The following is a 21,705-nucleotide window of genomic DNA, read 5'->3' on the forward strand; positions in this document are numbered from 1 at the left end:
CCATCGACGGCCGACGACGAACGCCGGGACCAGCGTCAACGCGCTTTCATCTGCCTGCTCGGCGGTGTCGTCTACAGGAGCGACAGCATGCCGCCGGCGCGCAGCGGCGGAACCCGGGACCGAGCGCTCCCGGCGAGCGATACATTATGTGAAGCGCGAGGGATCGTCACCCGTAGGGCCGAGGCAAAGCGCATCGTGGCTCGGTGAGCGTGAGCGAATAGTGCCCGGTCCGCAAGGCGGACGCCCCCCACTCGTCAACAAAACCGGGCCGGACCGGTAATTCGACAGGTTCTTAATGGGCGGCGCGAAAGCTTTCGGCCGAACCTAGTGTCGAGAGCGGTACGCTAGCGAGATGGCGACAACCTGTAATGCCGCGATGCCAATGGCGGCCAGTTCGGGAGCGGCGATGCGCAGCCAGATCATCTCCTTCGTCAGTTTTATCCAGTCGGCCGCAAGGTCGAACGGAGGGAAGGAGAAAGATCGCCATTCGTCGTAAGTTGATAGGAGCGCCGCGAGGCCCGCCGCGATGCTGGGTGCCACCCATTGCCAGCGCCAATTCGGTTGCGAAACACGCGCAACTATGGACAGCGCGCGCAGGGATACCGTGGCGCATCCCAAAGCAAGCAGAAGCATCCATCCGCCCGAGGCGGCGATGAGCTTCTCGCAGACGCTCGCGAACGTCGTGAGGATGTCTTCAACGATCCTATCCGGCGTAAGGGGTTCGCTACCAAAGCCGCCCGACTGCGTAAGGCAGGCTGAGAGGTGGGTGAAGAGATAGCCAAAGTCGTAGAGGTTTACCCGCGGCAGAAAACTGGCCAAACACAGAAACACCGCCATTGAAACTGCTGTTTTCCAAGAGATGGGTTTCGAGAAGGCTCGAGATGACATGATCAGCATTGCAACTGTCCTGACATGGGCGGTCGATGCAGTGAGCGCCATCCACGAGTGGTCGAGAACGCCTCCGCCCCAGAGCGGCGTCAAGGGATTGATTGGCAGGAGGAATGGCAGCGCTAGGGAAAGCGCAAAGTAGCGGAGTTTGGGAGTTCCGAGCCGGGATTCGTCCTTTAGCAAAGCGATCCGCTCAAAGGTGGAAAGATGAGTCAGATCGGGCGACAGAAGCGAATGGCGCAGATCGGCAAGCGAGGAAGCCCGCACGGAGGGGTCGTCTGCAAGTGCTTGCGCGAAGCCGGAAAGCCCACTGGTCCAGAGCCCGCCCACAGCATCGGCGCGGATTTCCATGAGAGTAGTGATCAGGCTGACTTGGCGCTTTATCAGCAGCAGTCCGATGGACGGTAGCAGCAGAAAGAGCGTAGAAAAGCAGAGAACGGCAAGAACATGCAGCCCGGCGTCAGTCCACGAGTTTGCACCGGTTCGACCCAGCGGAATAAGGATCACTAACGCGGCGGCGAGAGCCATGATCATGACTATCGTCGCTCGGATCACGATCCGCGATGTGCGGCCCACGGCTTGAAGAAACCGAAGAAGCCGGTCGTCTCGGAAAAGCAGGTGACACATCTCGTGCGCAAGGACGCCCATGGCTACGGGGTCGCGCTTGGCGGCGCGTTGCCACAACGCCGAGCTGACCTGGATTTCGCCGGACGCGCCTGTGCCACGCGCGCTGGCCATGACGTTGAAATTTGGAAACCAGACGAGCGAAGGCGGAGCTCCGTGGGTATGAGGCAAGCTGCGCCACATTTCCGAGACGAGGGCAACGAGATCATCGCCGGCGCGGCCACTCACCGGGCGCAGCCGACGTTCGTTGCTGCGGGAGTCGGGTGCAGCCAGAATAAGATGCCGTATGTGCGCGGCGCTGAACATGAGTATGGATACAAAGGCCGTGCCCAGCAGCAGCTTGAAGTTGACCTCGGTCCAGTCTTGAGCACCGTGAAGGAGTTCAAATCGATCCAATAGCTGCGCCGAGCCGAACGCGACGAGCGCGATCAGAAGAGAGGGAAAAAGCAGCGTTGCCGTTGGCACTACAACAAGGAACAGCAAGGTTGCCTGCGCGACGATTTCTATTGAGCATGCCTCGGCAAGGGATCGCGCGCTGTGGTCATGCTGAGCCGGCATCACGCCGCGCTGACCTCTTTCGTCATCGCCGAGCTTCGGACCGCTGCGGCGAGTTCATCGATTTGCGCTTGAGGCAATTTCTGTCGGGCGCCAACCGCGCGAACAATGGCTTCGAATTCGCTTGCCGCTTCAACGGGCGCGTCTGTCCAGTGGTGCTCGACAAGCTGGACAACTCCGTCAGTCGTCGCATCCGCCAGGGCGCCCGCTGCTTTGTCGGTAAGCTTCTTCACATAGGCCGCCCAAAGCTGCTTGCCGGCCTCGATGAGGATCGGAATGACAATAGCGCCTATAATCTCCGCTCCGAAGTCACCGCCCTCTTTGTCGAACTGACGCATAGCCGCGAGTTCCTGCTCGAGGTCACCGGAAGTTTCGGCCTGCTTGCCAAGATCTTCGAGTGTGAGGACATCAATGTCGCGCGCGCCGGCGCGCAGTGCGGCTCCAGCGATCCAAATTCCGAACTTGTCGCCTTCTTTCATACCAAGCCCCCCAACTTGGGCTGTGCTATACTACCATGGATTGCAGTCTGCGGCGAATGATATTATGCTGCCCACGCGGATTTTGAGCAATTATTATCGGGAGTTGGGATTCATGTGGCGATGGATATTGAGTTTCTCGATGGCGCTTTCGCTGATCGCATTTGTGTCCGTAGGCGAGGCAGGTGCCGGCGATGCGATGCCGGCCCAGCAGAAGTCAGCGGGCCTATTGGGGCCGCGTGTTAGCGCGCCCAACATGTCGCCCGTGCAACGGGTCGCAGATCCTTATTGCCCTGGCGGTTCGTCAGCCTGTCAGGGAAGTTGTCAAACTCACGCCGGGACGTTCAGCTGTAGCCGAGGCTATCTCTGCTGTTACCCAGGCGGCGGCAGGCCGGGGGATTGCGTCTCCGCGGACAAGTGTCGCTGACGCCGACACGCTCGGATGGCGCGCTGAATGGCGCGCGGCGATGCGGGGTGTGCTGAGCGCAAAGCAAACGACGCCGCGATGCTGGCACCGTTTCTTGCTCTACTGCCGGCCAGAGTAAAATGGCCGTCACAAACCATGCACCCATTGCTTCGCAAATCGGCAATCTCAAGGCCCCGAACGAGGACGGAGTTGCCTTCCGCGCCAGTTCGGTGATGACGGGACAAACTGCAGAATTGGTCTTCCAAGGTTCTTTCGTCGAAATGCTGACATTTATTGAAGGGGGATCAATATTATGGAATCACGCCAGGCGCGCCTTGAGAAAGTTGTCAGAGACAGCGAGAAGGAGCGAACGCGCATCCGAACGCTTGTCGAAGAGAAACGTTGGATTGAGGCCGATCCGGATCGAAATCGCGTTGCACGGTACGTGGCACGGAAGTCGGCCACACAGAAGCGGCGTGGCGGGGAAGCCCGGCAAGGTGATACTCTTGACTGGCAAGCGGCCTGGTTTCTGCCGGAAGGCGCTCAGGTCCGACGGGCTGTCGCCTATGTCGAGGTGTTCGATGCCAGATCCTCGACCACTGGCAGCGGGTTCATGATCAGCCCAGAATTGTTCATCACGAACCAGCATGTGATCATGGACGCGGCCGCTGCAAAGGGTGCGCAGATCATTTTTGACCGCGAACTCGATGACGGCGCTAGGTTGCAGCCGACTACGACCTTTTCGCTCGACCCCGATCGGTTCTCTCTGTTCTCGGACGAGACCGCGCTTGATTATGCGATCATTGCCGTCGGTTCAAAAACGATGGGCAACGGAAGTCTTGCGGACTTCAGCTATTGCATCATCTCCGACCGGCCGGACAAGCACGTGCTCGGCATGCCCGTGAATATCATCCAGCATCCGAACGGCGCCCCGAAGATGATCACGGTGCGCAATAACAGGCTTACGTACCGAACTGACCGGACGCTCCTTTACGAGACCGACACGGAGCACGGCTCATCGGGATCTCCGGTCTTCAACGATGAATGGGAAGTCGTCGCCCTGCACCATTACGGCTATCCCTTTCTTGAGCCGAAAGATGAAACGGGGAAGAAAATACCGATCACGGTCAATGAGGGTGTCCGTATCAGTGCGATTTACAGGGACCTTGAAGCCCGGCTACCGACGCTTGCAGCCGAAAAGCAGGCGCTGCTGCGCAAGGCATTAAATTTTACGAAACAAGTTTCTCCCGGTGCGGTGGGCAAGCGGCTGGCGCCCCCGCGGCGGAGCAATGACGGTTCGGAAGGTTTTCTTCTCCTTCAAGGCAGGCAGCTCATGAATGATTCTCAATCGAATGAAAAGGCGGGCGGTCGGGATTTACGGGTTGTGATTCCGATTGAGGTTATCGTACGCGTCGGCGCTGCTGGGGTGGTGGCAGCTACCGACGCCGCGGCAGTGGCTGAGCTTACGCCGCCTAAGGCCCTCGCACCTGGCGGCGAAAAGGTGTCGATCGATCAGGACTACACTAACCGGAGCGGCTACAAACCAAATTTCATACCGGGCGTTTCAATTCCGTTGCCCGAGCCCCAGGGGAAGCTCGCCAGGCAGGTGGCTCCCCTACGCCCCGGCGAGGATGAGGCCGCCGCCGGCGAGCTCAAATACGAGCATTTCAGCCTCAAGATGCACAAGGGCAAACGGATCGCGATGTTTACGGCGACCAACATCGACGGCCGGCGCTATCTGAAGGTAAAGCGGGAAACGGGCGAGGTTGTTGAAGAGGGAGGCGAGGGCGAGACTTGGTACAAGGACTCTCGTATCAGCGCAAGTTTCTACATCGATCAGACCTTCTACTCGGAATGGTCCCATCTGTTCGACCGCGGTCACTTGACGCGGCGCACGGATCCAACCTGGGGCAATACGAACGAAGAAGCGGAACGAGCCAACGCGGATACGTTTCATTTTACGAACTGTTCGCCGCAGCATTTCAGGTTCAACCAAACTACACGCTATTGGCAGGGTGCCGAGCAGTACGTTCTGGAAAATGGTGCCATAGCCGAGGATACGGAGAACAAGATCACCGTGTTTCAGGGCCCGATCTTCGATGATACCGTGGATCTTTGGGCTGACGATGTGCAAATCCCCTCCTCATTCTTCAAAGTCATCGTCTGGAAAGGCAAGCAGGGCCTGAGGTCGGTCGGTCTCGTAGTAGACCAGGCTCAGCTGCTATCGGAAGAGAGGCATGGTCTCGGCAAGCCGAAACCCGCCGAATTCGTCGATGTCTCTCAGTGGCGCGTATCCGTAAAATCGATCCAAGACCGAACGAACCTCGATTTCGGTGAAGATGTGCGCAAGGCAGATACGATCAAGCAGGAAAAGCAACCGGTTGCTGGTGAAGCGCAGGTCAAGGTCAATTCCTTTGCTGATCTGCTGCCGAAGACCGCCTGAGCGTCACGCAAGCGACCCACCTCAGCAACGATGGTGGGCGCGCAACAGCTAGTTTCCGGCTTTGTCGAGCCAGTTGGCTCGGCAGCAGCGACGGCTCAAAACGCGGTCTTGCTTTCAAACAGCTGCGGGCGAGTTATCGCTGTCGTAATGACGGGTTCAATTGACACCAGCAACGACTTTCATCAGGAGAGGTGCCCGTGACGTCACGCTCATCGCTGATTGCCGCCACTGCGCTTGTTGCCGCCATGTGGGCCGGCGAAGCCTTCGCCCTGAAACTTGCTAGCTGGAACATGGAGCATCTGGCCGACAGCGATGGCGAGGGCTGTCGTCCGCGCAAGCCGGCGGATTATCTCGATCTCAAGCGGCATGCCGACAAGCTGAGCGCCGATATCGTCGCCGTTCAGGAGGTCGAGAACGAGCAGGCCCTCGCGCGCGTGTTCGACCCGGAGCAATGGTCGCTGGAGATCGCCCGCAATCCCGACCAGCAGGACGCGCGACCCTGCTCGGGAATGGCCGATAAATTCATCATCACGCAACGGGCCGGCTTCGCGATCCGCAAAGCCCTCAAATACTCACGTAACCCGGACCTGACCGCGCTTGATATCGGGAACGACAATCGTCATCGTTACGGCGTCGATATCACGATCGAGGCCGGCGTCCCGCTTCGACTATTATCGGTCCATCTTAAGTCCGGCTGCCCGACCGGGGCGCCGGGCAGCAGCGACGATGATTGTGAGGTGCTCTTCGATCAGCAGAAGGTCCTCAAAAAATGGGTCGATGATCGGGCGAAGGATGCCATCCCCTTCGTGTTGCTCGGCGATTTCAACCGTCGCCTTCAGGCGGAAGAGCAGTTCTGGACGGGTATCGATACGCCCGGCGACCCGTTGCGGGATCTGACCCTGTCGGTCAAGCGGGACACGGTCGCCCGCTGCCAGGCGGCCTTCCCGCAATTCATCGACTTCATCATCTTCAATCCGGCCAGCCTTGCGCTCTTCAAGGCGGAGAGCTTTCAGGAACTGGTCTACGACGCCGCGCCGGCGTCGGACCATTGCCCGGTTGCCGTTGAACTCACGGTGCCCGATCTTGGCGAAGTCGCTCCCCAAAAGGGCCAGATGACCACGGGCCTCAAATGGTTTCGCCGATCGGCGGAATTTCCACTGCTCACCCAATATCTCTACGAGATGGCGGCGCGCCGGGTCGAAGCCATTCGCCAGTCAGCGAGCGAAGGGCCGAATTGGGTCGTCTCGCTGGATGCAGACGAGACGATCTTCGACAATTCGCTCGGCCAGCTCGAGAACGAGTATCTCGGCGTCGGCTATATGCCCGAACGCTGGAAGGCCTGGGAAGCGCGCGGAGCCGCCAAGGAGATTCCGGGCGCGATTGATTTCGTGAACTACGTGCTGGATAGCGGCGGCAAGATCGCGATTATCACCAACCGCGATGCCGATCTCGAAGAGGTCGCGCGGCAGAACCTCATCCGCCTCGGTATGCGGGATGACCGGCGCAAGGTCTGCATTCTCGGTCGGCGCGCCGTTGATACGCAGGCAGCAAACACGGAGGAATGGCAGCGTTTCGGCTACAAGAACGACAAGGACCGCCGCCGTCGTCTGATCAGCGAGGGAAACGCGGCAGGATGCTGGTCGCGCGACGTGGACGGATCGGTCCGGGCGTCGTGGAGCCGACCACACAGGTTCGCCCTCTGGGTCGGCGACAACATCCTCGATTTGCCTAAAACCACCCAGGCCGAAGCGCGCGTGAACGGCACGCCCGACCTCATATTCGGAAAGGACTACTTCCTGATCCCCAATCCGCTCTATGGTTCGTGGCAGAGCAACAAGCCGTAGCCAAGCCGGCCTCGGTGCCTACTTCGCACGTGGTTTTCGCTTTGCCGACGCGGCGGACCGGAGTCATCTTACCTCGTGTTGACCATCAATCGGTGGAAAGCGATCGGAGAGTATCGGCAGGCCTGCCGTCCTCCGCGGACTGGCCTCCGAATTGTCACGTGGACATGGCGCCGCTTGGCGCATGTAAAAGCTCATCACGCTGCCCAAAGCCTTGGGTCGCAAAGATTGTTGCTCCCGGCGTACGCAATATGCTTTGATGAATCATTGTCGAGCGCTCCAGTGGCGACGCGAGCAATACAAAGCCAGGGTTCAGAGACGTCCAATCTCTTGCAACAAGGAGCCTTCGTATGTCTGCGCCAATCGCTCCAGCCGATAAACAGACTCTGAAAGCCTTCTGGGTCGAAGTCGCGCCAAGCGCGCAAACAGCGGGCCCAGAGAAACAGGCCTTTCGAGGCGTCAATTTGCGCCTTGATCTTCTGAAGTCCCTCAGGGCCACGTGGGAGACAGTCAAGGTGGCCGGAAAGATCAAGCTTGCGCTGTACGCGCCGCCTGACCTCGCGTCGATCCTCGAGATTGGGGTTGAGTCGATAAGCGCTGCGCAGGCCATTTATGAGTCATTTGTGCAGACGATGCGGCCGATCGACTACGTCACCTACATCGTGCTTGCACGAAGTCCCGACGGGATGACGGAAACTGAGCTGAAGACGGCGGTTGACGAGTTTCTCGACAAGCAGAGCGATTACGCGGAAGTGTCGTGGTATCTCCGGATATCGGGCGAGCGACTCGACCGCGCTCGGCAGGCACGGCAAGGAAATTGGATGAAGACGGCATTGGAGAAGCTACTGGAGAACGACATGATCAGCCGTGAGAGCGATAAAGTTTGCTTTAAACCGAGGCACTACACGTTCGGTTGGAAACCCGACTGACGGAGAAGCGCCGATGTTCAGTCCTAGCCTTATCGCGATGATGGTTCACAGCCTCGGATCGCAAGGGCTATCGCCGGACCGCCCGACATCGCCGTTACCTCCGATGCGTTTCCACCAGACCAAGATGGGTGAGCTTGCTGATTTCCTCTCGACCGGCGTGAAAACGCGAGCCACCGGTTGGCCGGTCATACCGATCAGCGGCCGCACCACTCGCGAAGTCAAGAAGCTTGAAGATCAAGCGCAGCAAACCTTCGGTTCTACCGCCGCCACTGACGGCGGCTTCTTTTTCTGGGCACGCGTCCCTCTTCATCACCTCGTGAATCTTTTCGCGTCATGGTATGGGCTGTCCGCTCACGTGGAATATGTCGATCTGGGCACGCCGGTGCGCGCTCTCGGAAGTGGCTCGACCTACGACCAAGAATGCCAGCGCTTGCTGAATCAATCTGCTGCCCCAAACGCTGCGACGGTCGGTGCCGCCATTGTCGACATGGGCGACTTGTCGTCGGGCGGGCCAGATAGCTACGGCGGAATGCTTCGACACACCGTGAGCTCGGGAGTAGAACTCTCCCAACATGCCGAACAGGTCTTGTCCGTTCTGTTGCAACGATTGGCTCCTGTGCTCAGAAACACGACGGTCAGCTGCGCACTCGTTAAACCGCCGTCTAGGCCGATCGTTGTGGGACGCTCCTGCTTCGATCAGGCCTGCACACCGGAGATGCAGACTGCGATGCAAGCTCTCGCCACTCAATTGGCGAACGACGGCCTTCCAGCTGCCGTGAATCTCTCGCTTGGCACCCACGTCGGACCGCATAACGGATTGTCTCCGCTCGAGCAGTACGTGGCCAACACGCTAATCACAACAGATCGCTATGTCGTGGCGGCTGCCGGGAACGACGGAGGGACGGGATGCGCCGCGAAGCGAACTATGATAGCAGACGAGCCCGAGACTTTCGGGCTGCGCTCTGGCGTCAGTTGCGAGGAACTTCTGGTCGAGTTTTGGTGGGACGATGCAACGGCAAAAGATGTTGAGGTCGTCGCCGACGTTTATGAGATCGTCCAAGGCGGCGCCATGAGCAATCTTGCCACGCTCACGATCGACCAGACGTCCGCCGGCATGCTCACCACAACTCCCGTTGGCCTCCCGGGGAGCATGGCAACTCACTCCCTCTTCAGCGCGAAATGTCAGAACAATTTCCGTTGTGCCGCATTCGCGTTAAGTTCGGGAATGCCTGGACAAAAGCTGCCTCTACTCCACGTGCAGTTCAAGCTAACCGCAAAAAGGGATGTTACGATCAATAGTTGGATCGTGATCGCCGAAAAGAACCCCTGTCTCACAGCTTTCGTCGAAGGCGGGCACGAAGGAAGCATCTGTGTGCCTGCGAGCGACCCGAGCGTTTTGAGCGTCGCGGGCCTGCTGTCTACCGGTAAGATGTGGACAGGCTCGTCGCGAGGACCCTCGGCGGAATATGACGCGGCAGGGACATCCGCGGGAAGCCCCCATATGGCTCATCTCGCTGATCTCGGCGGCGGTGTTTTTGGCACGAGCTTCGCGAGCCCGCGAGCTTGCGGTGACGCCGTTGCCACCCTGAATTCTTCGAAACTTTCAAAATGCACAAGCGCCCTGACGTTGCTAAACGAGACATACCAGCTTGGAAAGCTGCCTTGGAACCCTCGTTTCGGTTACCACAAAGCGAAGTAGCGCTCGTAGGTTGGTAGAAGGGCCCGCATACTTTGGTCGTTCCCAACGCGGCTCGGCGTGCGCTTAGAGCGCTGCTCTTTGTTTTGATGCCATGGAAGCCGGAGCGTAGCGACCATACGGTTAGCGTTTTGCGCTCGCCTTGGCCTTAACGGGCTGGGGCCGCAGGGCCCCGTTCGTCACGGGCGCAAGCCCGAATAAACGACGGAGATGAACCGCTGCCGAAACTAAGACGGCGACTTCGCCGCCGGCTTGCGAAGCACGAAGTGCGTTTGCTGGAAGCTTCGTGCGGTCGGGCGGCTTCAGCCGACCGAGGCGACCCGCTAAACGGACGTTTACTGGACGGCCCCGAGGAGAGGCCCGCCAACTAGATTGAAGCTATCTGGACCACGCGGTCTCCTGCCACGGTCCTTGTTTATCGGGAGGGGTGCGATGAATGAGAGAGTCAAGATATTCCGCGAACGTCTTGCAGGACCGCCGCGAGAGATGAGAGAGCCTTTATCCCTGGACCAAGTCGTGAAAGTTCTGGGATATCTCCTTGCGGCGCTCTACATCTCCGGCTTGATCATCTTGAATTCAGCGCTTGAACACCTAGGACTGTCCGATTTCTCCGTTCTGCAGCCGCGTTGCATTGCTGCTGGTTTGCTGCTCGCCTTCTATATGCTCCTCGATTTGGCGTTGGTCGCGCCACTGGTCGGCGCTTCCTGGCTTGCCCTGTACTATGTGATGCTGCCAAAATTAACACGCAAAACGCGCGTTCGCCGGGCGATTCTCTGCATTGTTGCTTACTTCTTCGTGCAACTCGTAGTGCTTAGGTTGACAGCTTTGCTATACGGCAGTCTTACCCCATGGTTTTCCGCTTACGAGCATGCGGGCCGCTTGGATTGGGAATTGCTAAAGGTGTGGTGGGAGCTGTTTGGGCACCGTTGGAATTTCGGTTCGGCTTATCTCGTGTTCATGGCCTTCGCGGTGTACGTCTGGCTTTACGTCCTGTTTTCCCTCGAGATCAAGTTCGAGCGGCTGCAATTTTCGCAGCAGCAATGGATATTGGTGAGCTTGTTATTGCTCGCACCCGTTATCATGATTTTCGTTTTTACCATCCCAGGGTTTGCGCGCGATGTATATCCAAACTTGGCTCAGAGCGTGGGGGGTGGCCAGCCGATCATTGCGCGACTGCAACTTAGCGATCCAGTGCCGCTAATCGAAGACGGCAGAACATTCCGCCGCGTGGCCGAACAGGTACCCGGAAAAGACCCTAAGCTCTACGTTCTAACCGACCCCGTTGTAGTTTGGTATCAGACCGCGTCCTACGTGTATGTCAGTCCGCTCGCCATAAATAGCGGGAAAGTCCGCCCGATCGCGATTGATATCAGATCCGTCAAGGTGATTCAGCAAATCGCTCAAGTCATCCAGGTGCGCAACGGGACGGCCATTATGGCTATCCGCAATCAACGCTAGAGAGCGGAGCTGACACGAACATTGCACGCAACGTGAGGCCGCTGGCCACCGGGCCCGGGCGATATGGCTATCATGGGCGCACTGGGTGCGAGCGAATTCCTAGTCCACATTGATATGCAGCACGAGAAGTGCAGCTTCCTGCCAGGAAGCACCGTCCGCATCGGCATCACGCAAACGCAGATAGGTGATCATGTGCTTCTTGTCGTACGCCGGCAGTACAGTGCAGGAAAACTCCCGCTGAAGCGCCTTGACGCCTCCTGCATAACAATATGCGCGCCTTCCTGCCAGGAGGTGCTTTATGGCCTTCAGCGAGTTTCCCGATCGCCCCGTCCGAATGGTGCACTTTCTGGATCCGTCGGGCTTCAAAGTTCTGCGAAAGCAAGAACACGTGTGCTATTCTGCGCGACCGTCGCTCGGAGCACCGCCGCATCCATCCCGAGTAACTTCGCGACACCATCGCAAGTCTGGAGCACATCCCAAGGCGCAGTGGTGCGGCCGGCGATGGATGTGAATGGGGAGTCCGTCTCCATCAGAAGCCTATCGTGGGGGATGCATTTGATTAGAGCTTGGCCACTGGCGGTTCCGAGCATGCTGACATTGACGGAGAAGTAACAGCCGCAAGCAAGAGCCTTCCTTGCGCTCGCGACCGATCCGGAAAACCAATGTAGAACCGGTAGCAATCTGTCCGGCGTCGTCAGGGCTTCGAGCATCGTGATCACGTCGTTTGCTGCGCGGCGGCTATGGATTGTAACGACCCTACCGCCCAAAGATTGCGCGGCGGCCAGAATCCTTCCGAAGACCTCCTTTTGCTTCGGCAGGCTCACCGCGTGCTGTCGGCTGCCGTCGAGACCGACTTCTCCCACGAGCCGGCTTTCGGGCAGCAGGCGTTCGAGGAGACCGAGTTCCGTGTGACGATCGGCTACGAGTTCGGGATGCAGACCAACCGCGGGATGAACGTATCTGCTCTGCCGCATCCATTCTTTGTTGTGAGTCCAGGCCTTGGGGGTGGTTGTGACCGCAACCGTAGCAATGCGCTCGCGTTCGCATGCCGCAACCAACGCGGCGGGGTCGCGGTCAAGATCCACGTGACAATGAAAATCGGCTCCGCGGATATCATCAGCAACCATCAAGGACGCACTGTAACGTGTCTTAGGATACGCGCGACCTCCTCGATTCCGCGGCGGAACACGGCTGCGTATCGCCCGATGTCGCGGCGAGCATAATCCGAAAGCGGCCCCGGCTTGTGAACAAGTATGCTCTCGATGCCGGGTGACCCAGACAGGCGGGACGCCATCATCTGAAATGATCGTACGTGCTCGCTTTCGGCCTTTGCCCCCTCCAGGGGCTGAGCCGCAAGGTTCGAATGGAGTAGAGAGTCCGGTCAGTTCCGAAGGCGGACTCAATCGCGGCGCGCCGGATAAGGCAGGGCGTACAGTAGCCGCAGTGTCGAGGGGAGAGACTTCTGTAACGGGCTTTGCCGAAGGATGAGCACGAGATCGTCTTCGGCGCGAGCCGCTTGGCGAGTCTGCGGTTACGACACTTTTTCAGCATCTCTGCCTTTGTCATGAACCGGTAGGGATTCTTGATGCTCGCGGAGATGCCGAGGGCGTCGATGAGTTGTTGCCAACGCGCGAGGTAGAATGGGTGCGTGGTGCGTGTACTCCACGCGCCTAAGCGCAGGGGGTCGAGTGGCACATTCAGCGAGATCAGGCCATTCTCTGGAATATAGATCGTGGAGTCTTCGAGTGCACTGGCGGCCAAGGCCGCCAACGCCAGAAAAAGGAAGGAACGGCCCCGCGTCGTCAATTCTGGACCAGAACCCTCCACCAGGTCTGCCGGAAACCCGATATTGGCACGAACATGGCGCGGCTCAAGATCACCATAGACCGCGCCAATGCCTTCAGCGCACTCAGTCTGTGTACTCGTGCTGACATCGCCGTAGTGGCTGACAAAAAGCGGGCTATGATCTTCCGCGAGCAGATCGATCGCGCCGACGAAGCTGTCAAGACCGCCCGAAAACAGGCAGACGGAGTCGAAAGTGTCAAAGTTGAGTTCGCCAGCCTGCTCGACGAGCTCGCGATAGTCGCGATGACGCCTGCGAAACGTGAGGCGCCAGTGATCGCCGGTGAGGAAGCGCAGCATTCGCTCGATCAAGGCGGCATGAGGGGTCCACACCTCGGGTTCGAGGACCGGCAGGTAGAGATCGATTTCGCGCGTCCAGCTATCCTGAGACTCGGTCGCGCGCGAAATTCGGGTGTCGGCGGCCATGACGACTGCGGAGAAGATTGCAAGGTCGACCGCGCGCTCTGTGGGAGTCAAGCCCAGATCGGCCAATTGATCGATCATCTGGCCGAGGCCAAAACCTAGTCGGTGATCGCCATCAACGAAGCGGATTGTGGTTTTCACGGTGTCCGTGTCGCGCGGCACGACACGTGTTTTGTCGGTTGGACCGAGACGGGCGATGATACTGTGGCGGCGCATCAGCTCTGATCCCCCCACGTCTCAAAGAGCTCCCAGGCATTCTGGTAGGTCTGGTCGACGATGGTCCGAATCTCGGCATCCGAGAGTTCGGCAATTGAGGAAAAATCCGAGGCGAACGAGTCCCTGACGTCGCGCTCTACGTAGCTGCGAAACTGCGCCTCAAAGGCTTGGATGGCGTTAAGGTCAGCAACCTCAAACCCGTTGACGCCAATCTCTTGGAAGAGTCTGGCTTCGATCGCGTGCGCGATGAAGGCGAGGAAGACGTCTCTGATCTGCTCGGCGGTCAACGCATCGAGGTTATCGATGCCGATCTGTTCGAGATCGACGCAGGTCTCAAGCCAGGCGTCGCGGGCGATGCCCTCGTCAATCGGCCCGCCATCCCGGCAGATGATGTCCGTGAGTCCGATGAACACCTCACGGGTCGGGCGACCGACGAGATTTCCGAGATTAAGCCGGGCGAGCGTGTCGGCAACGCCGTCGCGCTGAAAGCCCCTGAAGACGCCGAGGGCGCCGCTGGCGGCTTCACGGGCCGAACCCATCTTCCGCGTGGCGTTGTGGCTTCCGCCCGCGCCCGATCGCACATAGTCTCGGACGGCACGCCGCAGGGCTCGGCGGTCATTTCCGCCGGATGAGGCAAAGCGTGTGAAGTTGGTGCGAGCCCCAGTATACCGCCCGGCGGCTGGTGGGGGCTGGATGGTAGGTCGCGGCGCTTGCGTCGCGGCTGGCGATAGACCATCGCCGGGCGCCTCACCATCGCCATCCTCGCCACTGTCCGCCGGTTCGGCCTCGCCGCCCGGCAGCGGGTCGCTCGAGATGGGCTCGAGGAACGTCGGGACGAGCGACGTGTTCGAGCCGGGACCTCCTGAAGAGCTTGACGTTCCCATCAGCTCTTCCTTTTGCGAACGGCAGCGGTGGCCTGCCCGGCGGCCCGCTTCAAGGTCGCATTCTCATCTTGCGCCGCCCACTCCTGAAGGAGCGCTTGAAGCTGCCCCATGGCCGCGCCGTCGGTGAGGATCTCGTTCCAGCCCCGGACAATCCAGATACCAAGGGATTTGACGTCGAGGGCGCTGATGAGGTTGACCAACTGCGACTGAAACCGGGGATGGTGTTTGGCGAGAATGCCGAGTCCCTCGAAGCCCTCCGGCGGGCTTTTAAGTTCCGTGGCTTGAAGGACGCGCTCGCTGAGCGCCTTGAAGGCGGCCTCGGCATCCTGTGTCGGCAGCGCTCGGACCTCGGGCTCGATCATTCGCAACGCGAGTCCAGAGCCGGTAAGTTTCTCGACCAGCCCTTCGATGCCACCGATGCTTGCCGGTCCAGCCAGAGCGCGCTTGTCGCGTGTGACAAAGACATAAGGCCGCAGATCGGTATCGCCTAGCGATGGCGGAATGGTGAGCCAGCGTCTGAGCCAGTCTCGTGCAAGCCATTTCGCGCCGTCATCTTCGGCCGACTCTGACGTCTGCTGGCTCGGTTTCTTCTTCGGCGTGTCGGTCTCTTCCTTCTCCGCCTTCAGCTCCTCCTCGAAAGCGCGCAGTTCGGCCACTTTGCCGTCGTCCGAGGACATCGCCTTAGCGGCGAGATAGTTATAGAAGTCCTCCTGAAAACGCTCGGCGAGCATCAGCTTAGCGAGCTTGCTTTGATCGACCTCGTCGTCAAAGTTCCGAGCCTTGGCGATGGCCCGGCGCACAAGCATGGCGTTGAGAAAGCGTTTGATCTGGCGCGGATTACCCTTCGTACCTTCGCCCAGGATCGGGCCAATTCGCGTCGCGAGCACGAAAGCGGCGTCGAGCTCGGCTGCCCGCGCCGCATCGGCAGCGCGCACATCGGCGTGGGTGAGGCCCGTGCCGAGCCAGGGGCGGTTGAGCGTGGCCTTTGCGCCTGAAAGCAGCTTCTTGAATCCAGCGTGTTCGCTACCTAACAGACTCTCGATCAACAGAAGCATGACGTAGACGCGGGTCTCCTGGGTGCCGAGCGCCGGTATGCGGAATGGCACCTGAATCAGCTTTTCGAGATAGTTGCGTGTGTAAGAGACTGGCCCAGATGCAAGAGGAAGGTCGGGAAAGTGCTGGCGAACGGCATATTCGATCATGCCCTCGTCGGCGCCGATCACAAAGGCGGTCTTAGGCACGAAAAGAAAGAGTCTGATCGCCTCAAGTGTTGCGATGGCAGTGGCGGGCAGGCAGCGATCGAGGTCATCGATCAGCACCACGAGTTGATTGATCTTCGCTTCATCGAGCAGGTCCGCAAACTCCTTCCGGAAGTGGTGGATGATCTCCGGCAGATTGGCCTCAGCCGCTTCGGCCGGCTTGAGGAAGGTGCTAGCCTCCGTCAGCTTCTCCTTGATCTGATCAGTCGACATATCCTTCAGGCCGCCAATTGTGGCATTGAGCTTTTCAAGGACCGAACCGATCTGATCTGGCGAAGGGAGTCCCGTGACCGCGTTAAACACGAGGCCGCCGCCGCGCTTCAGGAGCTTGAGCCACTCGACGCGCTTGAGCAGTCGCCCGCCGAGTTCTTTCACCTTGCCAAACGTTGAGCGCTGCTGGCAAAGCTCGGTAATGATTGCTTCGATCAGAACGGTCTTGGCGTCCTCGAAGCCTTGGAACGCCCACCCATTGAACCAGAGGCAGGCCACAGCCTTGTCTCCGGCTAGGTCGCGGTCGCGCTGCACCATCTTCAGGATGCTGGATTTGCCCGCACCCCAATCTCCGTGAATGCCGATCGTCAGCGCGCGGCTGCGGTTTTGAACCAGCAATTCAACGACCGTGTTCGAAATGGCTTCGCAGTTCAGAAAATCGACTTCGGTCTCATAATCCGGAATTAACATGCCCCACCCCTGAAAAGGCCGTTACGGCTCTTCTTGTCTGCAACTATAGCGAGCAATGCGTTGGCAGCCAAGCCGCAGACCTGGCCTGCCGCGAACTTGCCTTGCTCCGTCGCCGGCACTCTAGTGTGGGTAAATTTTCACCGACTTCGCCAGCATCCGCAGTGTCGCAGCGCAACCACGTTGCGATGGGCATGCGCCACAGTGAACGCGGATCAGAAGCCGTATTTTTCGCGGCGGAGGTTGAAGGCTGCCTTTCCACCTTCTATGATCTGCTCGATCGCTTCCCCCGGCGGTCGGACCTACGCGATCTCGAGATAATCCGGGCCCGGCAGCTCTGGGAAGGGCGGTCGGTAGCGTCTGCTCCCAGAACGCGACGGAAGCGATGTCGACTTGCAGCGGAAGATATTTTCCGTCCTGGCGCCGGGCAGCCAGCCCAGCGCCTGGATCGTCACGCGCGAATCGCTTTGGAAGCGGACGGGATCGGGGATGTGCCAGCGATGCAGGCCAAAGCGCTGCTGCGACGGTAGCCGCAGAATAGGCCGGTGTTTCGATCGTCGTTATAGGTCGGTCATAACGAGGCCATTGCCTGAATCGGAGGCGACCTCGGCCTTCTAGAGGGCGATCGGACGGCAAGCGGCTCGGGTCGGCAATGGCTGCGCCCGGCTATTTTCCGCCGCGCGCTGCGATGAGCAGACAACAGCCGTCAAACCGGCGCGCTTTGCATCGCGAAGCAAAATAGCCGGCCTTCGCCATCCTCCGCTGCCGCTTCGGCCCTTGCGGGTTCTGGCCCGTTCCGCCCGCCGTCTGAGTGATCGCCACGAAGGCCGCGATGGGCGCGGCCGATCCGGCAAAGGATCCCCCAATGACCGACCACGACGACGTTGAACTGCTGCACGCCTCTTCTCCAACTGACCACGTCCTCACCGAATTGCAGCTCTTTGGATACCGCCCCTTCGACGACCAGCCCGATCCGCGGCCGCTTCCCGAGGGCAGGATCATAGCCGGCGCCGTCGCCGATATCTTTGATGCCTTAGTCGCGACGTTGAGCGACACGCGGCTCGAGCCGGACCTCGACGATCTGCTCTGGTCGACTGTTAACCTGTTCCATCGTGCCGTCGACCGCATCGGTCGCCAACTCGACGACAACGAGCAGGCGCAGCAGAAGCGCCAACGCGAGCAAGACGGCTCCGAAGTCCGATCGGTCGAACTCGAGCGCGTGACCGCGGAAGGCATCTCGCTGATCGAGCGCCGCAACTGCCTGGAGCTCTTCCGTGACCAGGCCATCGAGCGCTTCGAGACCCAGACCGGCTCGTTCTGGCGTCCGCGATCGGGATCACTGGTGAATCATCGCACGCTGACGGCAGCTATGATCGACTCCCGCGATTTTATCGCGGCCAAGCGCCACGCCGAGACCGAGGTCATGCTGCCCGCTGGGCCGAAGATCGCGCTCACCGGAGGGCTCGACTTCAACGACCACCACCTCATCTGGGATCGTCTCGACAAGGTTCATGCCAAGCATCCCGACATGGTCCTGCTCCATGGCGGCTCCCCGAAGGGGGCCGAACTGATCGCATCCAAATGGGCGACGATCCGCAAAGTGCCCCAGATCGCCTTCAAGCCCGACTGGACGAAGCACGCCAAGGCAGCACCGTTCAAGCGCAACGACGCCATGCTCGAACTCCTGCCGATCGGCGTCATGCACTTCCCGGGCACGGGCATCCAGGACAACCTCGCCGACAAGGCGAAGCGTCTCGGCGTCCCCGTCTGGAGGTTCGGTGGCGCGTGAGCGCCGTCCTCGAGTCTCCAAGCGTTAAAGCGGAGTTGCATGCGCCGCAACTCCGCCTCGTTTCGATCCTATGTTGGAAGTAGCGCCGTGATGGTGGTGGCAGGCGCGACTTGCAAATCTATGCACATGGAGCCACCACCATGCTAGCCCTTGGGCTTGTTCTCAATACACTCGGCATCGGCTTGTTCTGCTGGGCGATCTTTGCGCTCGCTGTGTATGCCCTGCCGTTTTTCGTCGCCCTGAGTATCGGGATGACGGCGTTTCAGAGCGGTGCCGGCCTCATCGGCGCGCTGCTTCTCGGAACGGCCGGCGGCGCGTTGACGCTCGTCTTCGGCCAGGTCGCCGTCGCTATTAGCCGGTCCTTGGCCTTGCGCACCGCGATCGCGACAGCATTCGCTGTTCCCGCCGCCGTTGCCGGCTATCATCTGGTGTTCGCCTTGTCCCAGATCGGGGTGCCTTCGCTGGCTTGGCGAGACGTCTTCGCTTGCTTGGGCGCGGTTTGCATTGGCGTCACGTCATGGAAGCGCTTAATCGTGCTTGCCGAGACCCGCCCGTTCAAGTCGGGTAGGGTGGTGGAGAATCCGTCCTAACCAGTTCTTACAGCGGCAAGGCGCGAAGGGATGACCGGTTACGCCTTCATCGTCGTACAGGTTCGCGTAGATCGGTGCGCTGAGCAGGGGTGATCGAGACACTGAGGGCGGGAGACGCAGACCTTCTCGGAGCATTTCGACCAGGCTGCGCCGATCTCCGCGCGGCCCACGCAGCCGCGGCGGAGCGGTGTTGCCTCGATCCGTTCTTGATAGACGATACCGCCCTTTGCAGCAGATTGTTTCTCCTTCTGCGCTGAATCGTTCCGACCTCTTGTTCATCAAAACCGAGATAGCCACGCTTCTCCGTAAGATTGTGGTTCAGCACGCGGATGCACGTGGCCTCGTTGATGGCTTGATCTGGCCGAAGACCGGCTCCGCCTCGATCGTCTGAGCCGCAACGCCGTTGATGCGACTTTCTTCCCCTGGGCTTCGCCCATTCCTCGCGAGACAAGAAAGTCGTCACAACGACGTCCTCCGCTGCGCTCCGGCCCGAGCGGGTGCGTCGCCGATCGTCCTCGGCCCTAGATCGCCATCGAGGCCGCGGTGGTCGCGGGCTCGAAACACAACAGGAGAAGTGACATGGCTAACATCGGTTCTTTCAAGAAGGTCGGCAACGAGTTCCAGGGCGAGATCGTGACCCTGAGCCTGAAGGCCAAGGGTGTCCGCATCGTCGCCGAGACCAACCGGTCCAACGAAAACGCTCCCAGCCATCGCATCTATGTGGGGCGCGCGGAGATCGGCGCAGCCTGGTCGAAGCGCTCCGAAGAGGGCCGCGACTACCTCTCGCTGAAGCTCGATGACCCCTCGTTCAACGCGCCGATCTACGCGAACCTGTTCGACGACGAAGGCAGTGAAGGCTACACCCTGCTCTGGTCGCGGCCGCGCAAGACCGGCGAGTAAGAGCGCCCTACCAAGCCCCGTCCGGTCCGCCGGGCGGGGCTTCTCATCCTTCCAGGCATCAGTGTCCGCAAGCGGCCGCCGGATCGAGCTGCTCGACATCAATCACTCGGCCTGCCCCCGAGTCTTTTTCTTGGCGCTTGCGGGCGGCCGAGTGAGCAGGTCGGCGGCCTCGACACCCAGGCTGCGCGCGAGCCGATCGACAACGTCGATACCCGCCGCATAAACGCTTCGCTCGAGTGCGCTGATATAAGTGCGGTCAATTTCAGCACGATGAGCCAATTCCTCCTGTGACAAACCACGGGCCTGCCGGAGCTTCCGCAAATTGATTGCAAGTATCTCGCGTATATCCATACGCGAGAGGGCATGTCCTTGAAGAGTATTTCACCACGGAGTATTCTCGACAAAACGCCCTCCGGACGGCTCCCGCGACAGCTTTAACGCTTCTGCTCCTTCCGGCCCGCGTGTTAGAAATTGTCTAATCTAAGGCGTGGAGTCTTATGAGGAAGCCGCCGCTCGACCCAGACGTCGCCGATGCTGCGCCTGCAGATCAAATTCTCACTGCCTACGATGAGCGGCATGTGGTGACCTACATGCGCCTTCTGCAGGCCGAAAGCGACGGGGCTGACTGGATGGAAGTTGCTCGAATCGTGCTGCATATCGATCCGGTGCGGGAGCCGGACCGTGCGCGGAGCGCATATCAGAGTCATCTTGCTCGCGCCAAATGGGTGACCGAGCAGGGGCGCCTCTTGCGCGGAACCGGCTCGAAATAGAAGAAAATCGCTGGCTGGCGACTTGCAGACAGAACGATTTTCTTTTGCTGACCAGTGGTTATTCCTGTGCACCACGTGGTGCTAAACTAGGGTCTTCCTACAACCGCTTCGTTCATACCTATTGCGCCGCAATCTTTGTTAGCTGCGTGCAATGGGACGGAAGCAATGCCCGAATTCGACTGGCGGTCGCCGGAATCCTACAAGAGCCTACAAGACGCGGAAGTGACCGACATCGCCTGGGAATGTCTCCGCCGCAACGCCAACTATCGACGCGAGTACGAGGTGATGATTGCCAATAGCCCGAACGGCGAAGTGACTGACGAATTCAGGAGGAAATGGGGCATCTGCTTTCGCCCATGACCCGCAGAGGTCGTTCGACGAGCAGACGATCTTTTGGACGCCTGAGGTTCTAGCGGCAGTCGTTCCGGTCAAGGTGGTAACGGCGGAGGACAGCAGGTCGTCGTCCCAGCCACTGCTTGACCTTACAGCTGGCCAAATGCGCCGCGCTGTCGACGGCTGGCATGCCGTGCTGCGCATCGGTTCGACAGACCACCGCGTGTGGTCCAAAGAGCTGCCGGTGCTCGGCGCGTCATACGCAGCCGAGCTGCCATTCGACGGCGATTTAGAAGCGCGCGCCTATGCAGCCCGGCGGCTGTGGCGCGCGATGAATGGACGCGCGCCAGGTCCTGCCTTTCATGAACTCTCGAAGCAGCGGCGCGAGCGCTTGCGGGCCGCGATCCGTGCGCTCGACGCGCACGGCGCGGGCGCAAGCTATCGCGTCGTCGCAGAAGTACTGTTCGGCAAGAAGCGCATTCCCGATCGCGCCTGGAAGACGCATGATCTGCGCAATCGAACGATACGCTTGGTGCAAGCCGGGCTTGCGTTGATGCGCGGTGGTTACCGCAAACTTCTGCGGCGCGGGCGCAAAGACGAGTAGCGCAGTCCGCAAGGGGTGCCGAAAATCGCTCCCTCCATATTCGGCATCCCCTCCGAGATCCTGCTCCTCCATGATGACCGCACACACGCCGGCCTAGCCAA

At 59.9% G+C, this 21,705-nt stretch carries 19 protein-coding genes; 12 read left to right on the forward strand and 7 right to left on the reverse strand.

The window, feature by feature from the left end:
* Positions 1–324 precede the first annotated feature (324 nt).
* Positions 325–1,995, reverse strand: coding sequence for a hypothetical protein (locus ACM43_RS13510; protein ID WP_271540598.1), 1,671 nt, complete (start codon positions 1,993–1,995; stop codon positions 325–327).
* 74 nt (positions 1,996–2,069) lie between these two features.
* Complete coding sequence (locus tag ACM43_RS13515) at positions 2,070–2,546, reverse strand: hypothetical protein (RefSeq protein WP_271540600.1); 477 nt, start codon at positions 2,544–2,546, stop codon at positions 2,070–2,072.
* 716 nt (positions 2,547–3,262) lie between these two features.
* On the opposite strand from ACM43_RS13515, the gene ACM43_RS13520 reads away from it, so the two are divergent.
* The 5 genes from ACM43_RS13520 (at position 3,263) to ACM43_RS13540 (ending at position 11,316) form a co-directional block, all read left to right on the forward strand.
* Positions 3,263–5,392: a DNA/RNA non-specific endonuclease gene (locus tag ACM43_RS13520; RefSeq protein ID WP_271540602.1), complete on the forward strand. Its 2,130-nt coding sequence runs from the start codon at positions 3,263–3,265 to the stop codon at positions 5,390–5,392.
* 290 nt (positions 5,393–5,682) lie between these two features.
* Complete coding sequence (locus tag ACM43_RS13525; protein ID WP_271540641.1) at positions 5,683–7,236, forward strand: HAD family acid phosphatase; 1,554 nt, start codon at positions 5,683–5,685, stop codon at positions 7,234–7,236.
* A 347-nt stretch (positions 7,237–7,583) separates the two neighbouring features.
* Positions 7,584–8,162, forward strand: a complete 579-nt coding sequence (locus tag ACM43_RS13530) for a hypothetical protein (RefSeq protein ID WP_271540604.1) — start codon at positions 7,584–7,586, stop codon at positions 8,160–8,162.
* Between the two features lie 13 nt (positions 8,163–8,175).
* Positions 8,176–9,861: a hypothetical protein gene (locus tag ACM43_RS13535; RefSeq protein WP_271540606.1), complete on the forward strand. Its 1,686-nt coding sequence runs from the start codon at positions 8,176–8,178 to the stop codon at positions 9,859–9,861.
* A 429-nt stretch (positions 9,862–10,290) separates the two neighbouring features.
* Entirely contained in the window at positions 10,291–11,316 is a 1,026-nt protein-coding gene (locus tag ACM43_RS13540; RefSeq protein WP_271540608.1) for a hypothetical protein, read from the forward strand.
* A gap of 362 nt (positions 11,317–11,678) precedes the next feature.
* On the opposite strand, the gene qatD is transcribed toward ACM43_RS13540, so the two are convergent.
* The 4 genes from qatD to qatA form a co-directional block, all read right to left on the reverse strand.
* The gene (gene qatD, locus ACM43_RS13550) at positions 11,679–12,443 is read right to left on the reverse strand and encodes a Qat anti-phage system TatD family nuclease QatD (RefSeq protein WP_271540609.1); all 765 of its coding nucleotides are present in this window, start codon (positions 12,441–12,443) and stop codon (positions 11,679–11,681) included.
* A 166-nt stretch (positions 12,444–12,609) separates the two neighbouring features.
* The gene (gene qatC / locus ACM43_RS13555) at positions 12,610–13,797 is read right to left on the reverse strand and encodes a Qat anti-phage system QueC-like protein QatC (RefSeq protein ID WP_271540611.1); all 1,188 of its coding nucleotides are present in this window, start codon (positions 13,795–13,797) and stop codon (positions 12,610–12,612) included.
* A complete protein-coding gene (qatB, locus tag ACM43_RS13560; protein WP_271540613.1) occupies positions 13,797–14,681 on the reverse strand; it encodes a Qat anti-phage system associated protein QatB in 885 nt (294 codons plus the stop codon). Before qatB ends, qatC begins: the two co-directional genes overlap by 1 nt.
* Positions 14,681–16,621 carry a Qat anti-phage system ATPase QatA gene (qatA, locus tag ACM43_RS13565; protein ID WP_271540615.1) on the reverse strand — a complete coding sequence of 647 codons (1,941 nt, stop codon included), beginning with the start codon at positions 16,619–16,621 and terminating at the stop codon, positions 14,681–14,683. Before qatA ends, qatB begins: the two co-directional genes overlap by 1 nt.
* 862 nt (positions 16,622–17,483) lie before the next feature.
* Between qatA and ACM43_RS13575 the strand changes: the two genes are divergently transcribed.
* The 4 genes from ACM43_RS13575 to ACM43_RS13590 all read left to right on the forward strand — a co-directional run bounded on the left by ACM43_RS13575 (position 17,484) and on the right by ACM43_RS13590 (position 19,897).
* Complete coding sequence (locus ACM43_RS13575; protein WP_271540617.1) at positions 17,484–18,407, forward strand: DUF2493 domain-containing protein; 924 nt, start codon at positions 17,484–17,486, stop codon at positions 18,405–18,407.
* A gap of 140 nt (positions 18,408–18,547) precedes the next feature.
* Positions 18,548–18,997 (forward strand): hypothetical protein, encoded by a 450-nt coding sequence (locus ACM43_RS13580; protein WP_271540619.1) that lies wholly within the window; start codon positions 18,548–18,550, stop codon positions 18,995–18,997.
* A gap of 226 nt (positions 18,998–19,223) precedes the next feature.
* A complete protein-coding gene (locus ACM43_RS13585; protein WP_271540621.1) occupies positions 19,224–19,388 on the forward strand; it encodes a hypothetical protein in 165 nt (54 codons plus the stop codon).
* A 188-nt stretch (positions 19,389–19,576) separates the two neighbouring features.
* On the forward strand, positions 19,577–19,897 hold the full coding sequence (locus tag ACM43_RS13590; RefSeq protein WP_271540623.1) for a DUF736 domain-containing protein: 321 nt from the start codon (positions 19,577–19,579) through the stop codon (positions 19,895–19,897).
* Between the two features lie 102 nt (positions 19,898–19,999).
* On the opposite strand, the gene ACM43_RS13595 is transcribed toward ACM43_RS13590, so the two are convergent.
* Positions 20,000–20,248, reverse strand: a complete 249-nt coding sequence (locus tag ACM43_RS13595; RefSeq protein ID WP_104462270.1) for a helix-turn-helix domain-containing protein — start codon at positions 20,246–20,248, stop codon at positions 20,000–20,002.
* 146 nt (positions 20,249–20,394) lie between these two features.
* Here ACM43_RS13595 and ACM43_RS13600 point away from each other — a divergent pair, with 146 nt between their 5' ends.
* The 3 genes from ACM43_RS13600 (at position 20,395) to ACM43_RS13610 (ending at position 21,604) form a co-directional block, all read left to right on the forward strand.
* Positions 20,395–20,667: a DUF2285 domain-containing protein gene (locus ACM43_RS13600; protein ID WP_271540626.1), complete on the forward strand. Its 273-nt coding sequence runs from the start codon at positions 20,395–20,397 to the stop codon at positions 20,665–20,667.
* Positions 20,668–20,832: 165 nt separating this feature from the next.
* Entirely contained in the window at positions 20,833–21,027 is a 195-nt protein-coding gene (locus ACM43_RS13605) for a transcriptional regulator domain-containing protein (RefSeq protein ID WP_271540628.1), read from the forward strand.
* Positions 21,028–21,163: 136 nt separating this feature from the next.
* Complete coding sequence (locus tag ACM43_RS13610) at positions 21,164–21,604, forward strand: DUF2285 domain-containing protein (RefSeq protein ID WP_271540630.1); 441 nt, start codon at positions 21,164–21,166, stop codon at positions 21,602–21,604.
* Positions 21,605–21,705 lie beyond the last annotated feature (101 nt).

It is taken from the genome of Bradyrhizobium sp. CCBAU 45321 (assembly GCF_028128975.1).
Lineage (GTDB): Bacteria > Pseudomonadota > Alphaproteobacteria > Rhizobiales > Xanthobacteraceae > Bradyrhizobium > Bradyrhizobium yuanmingense.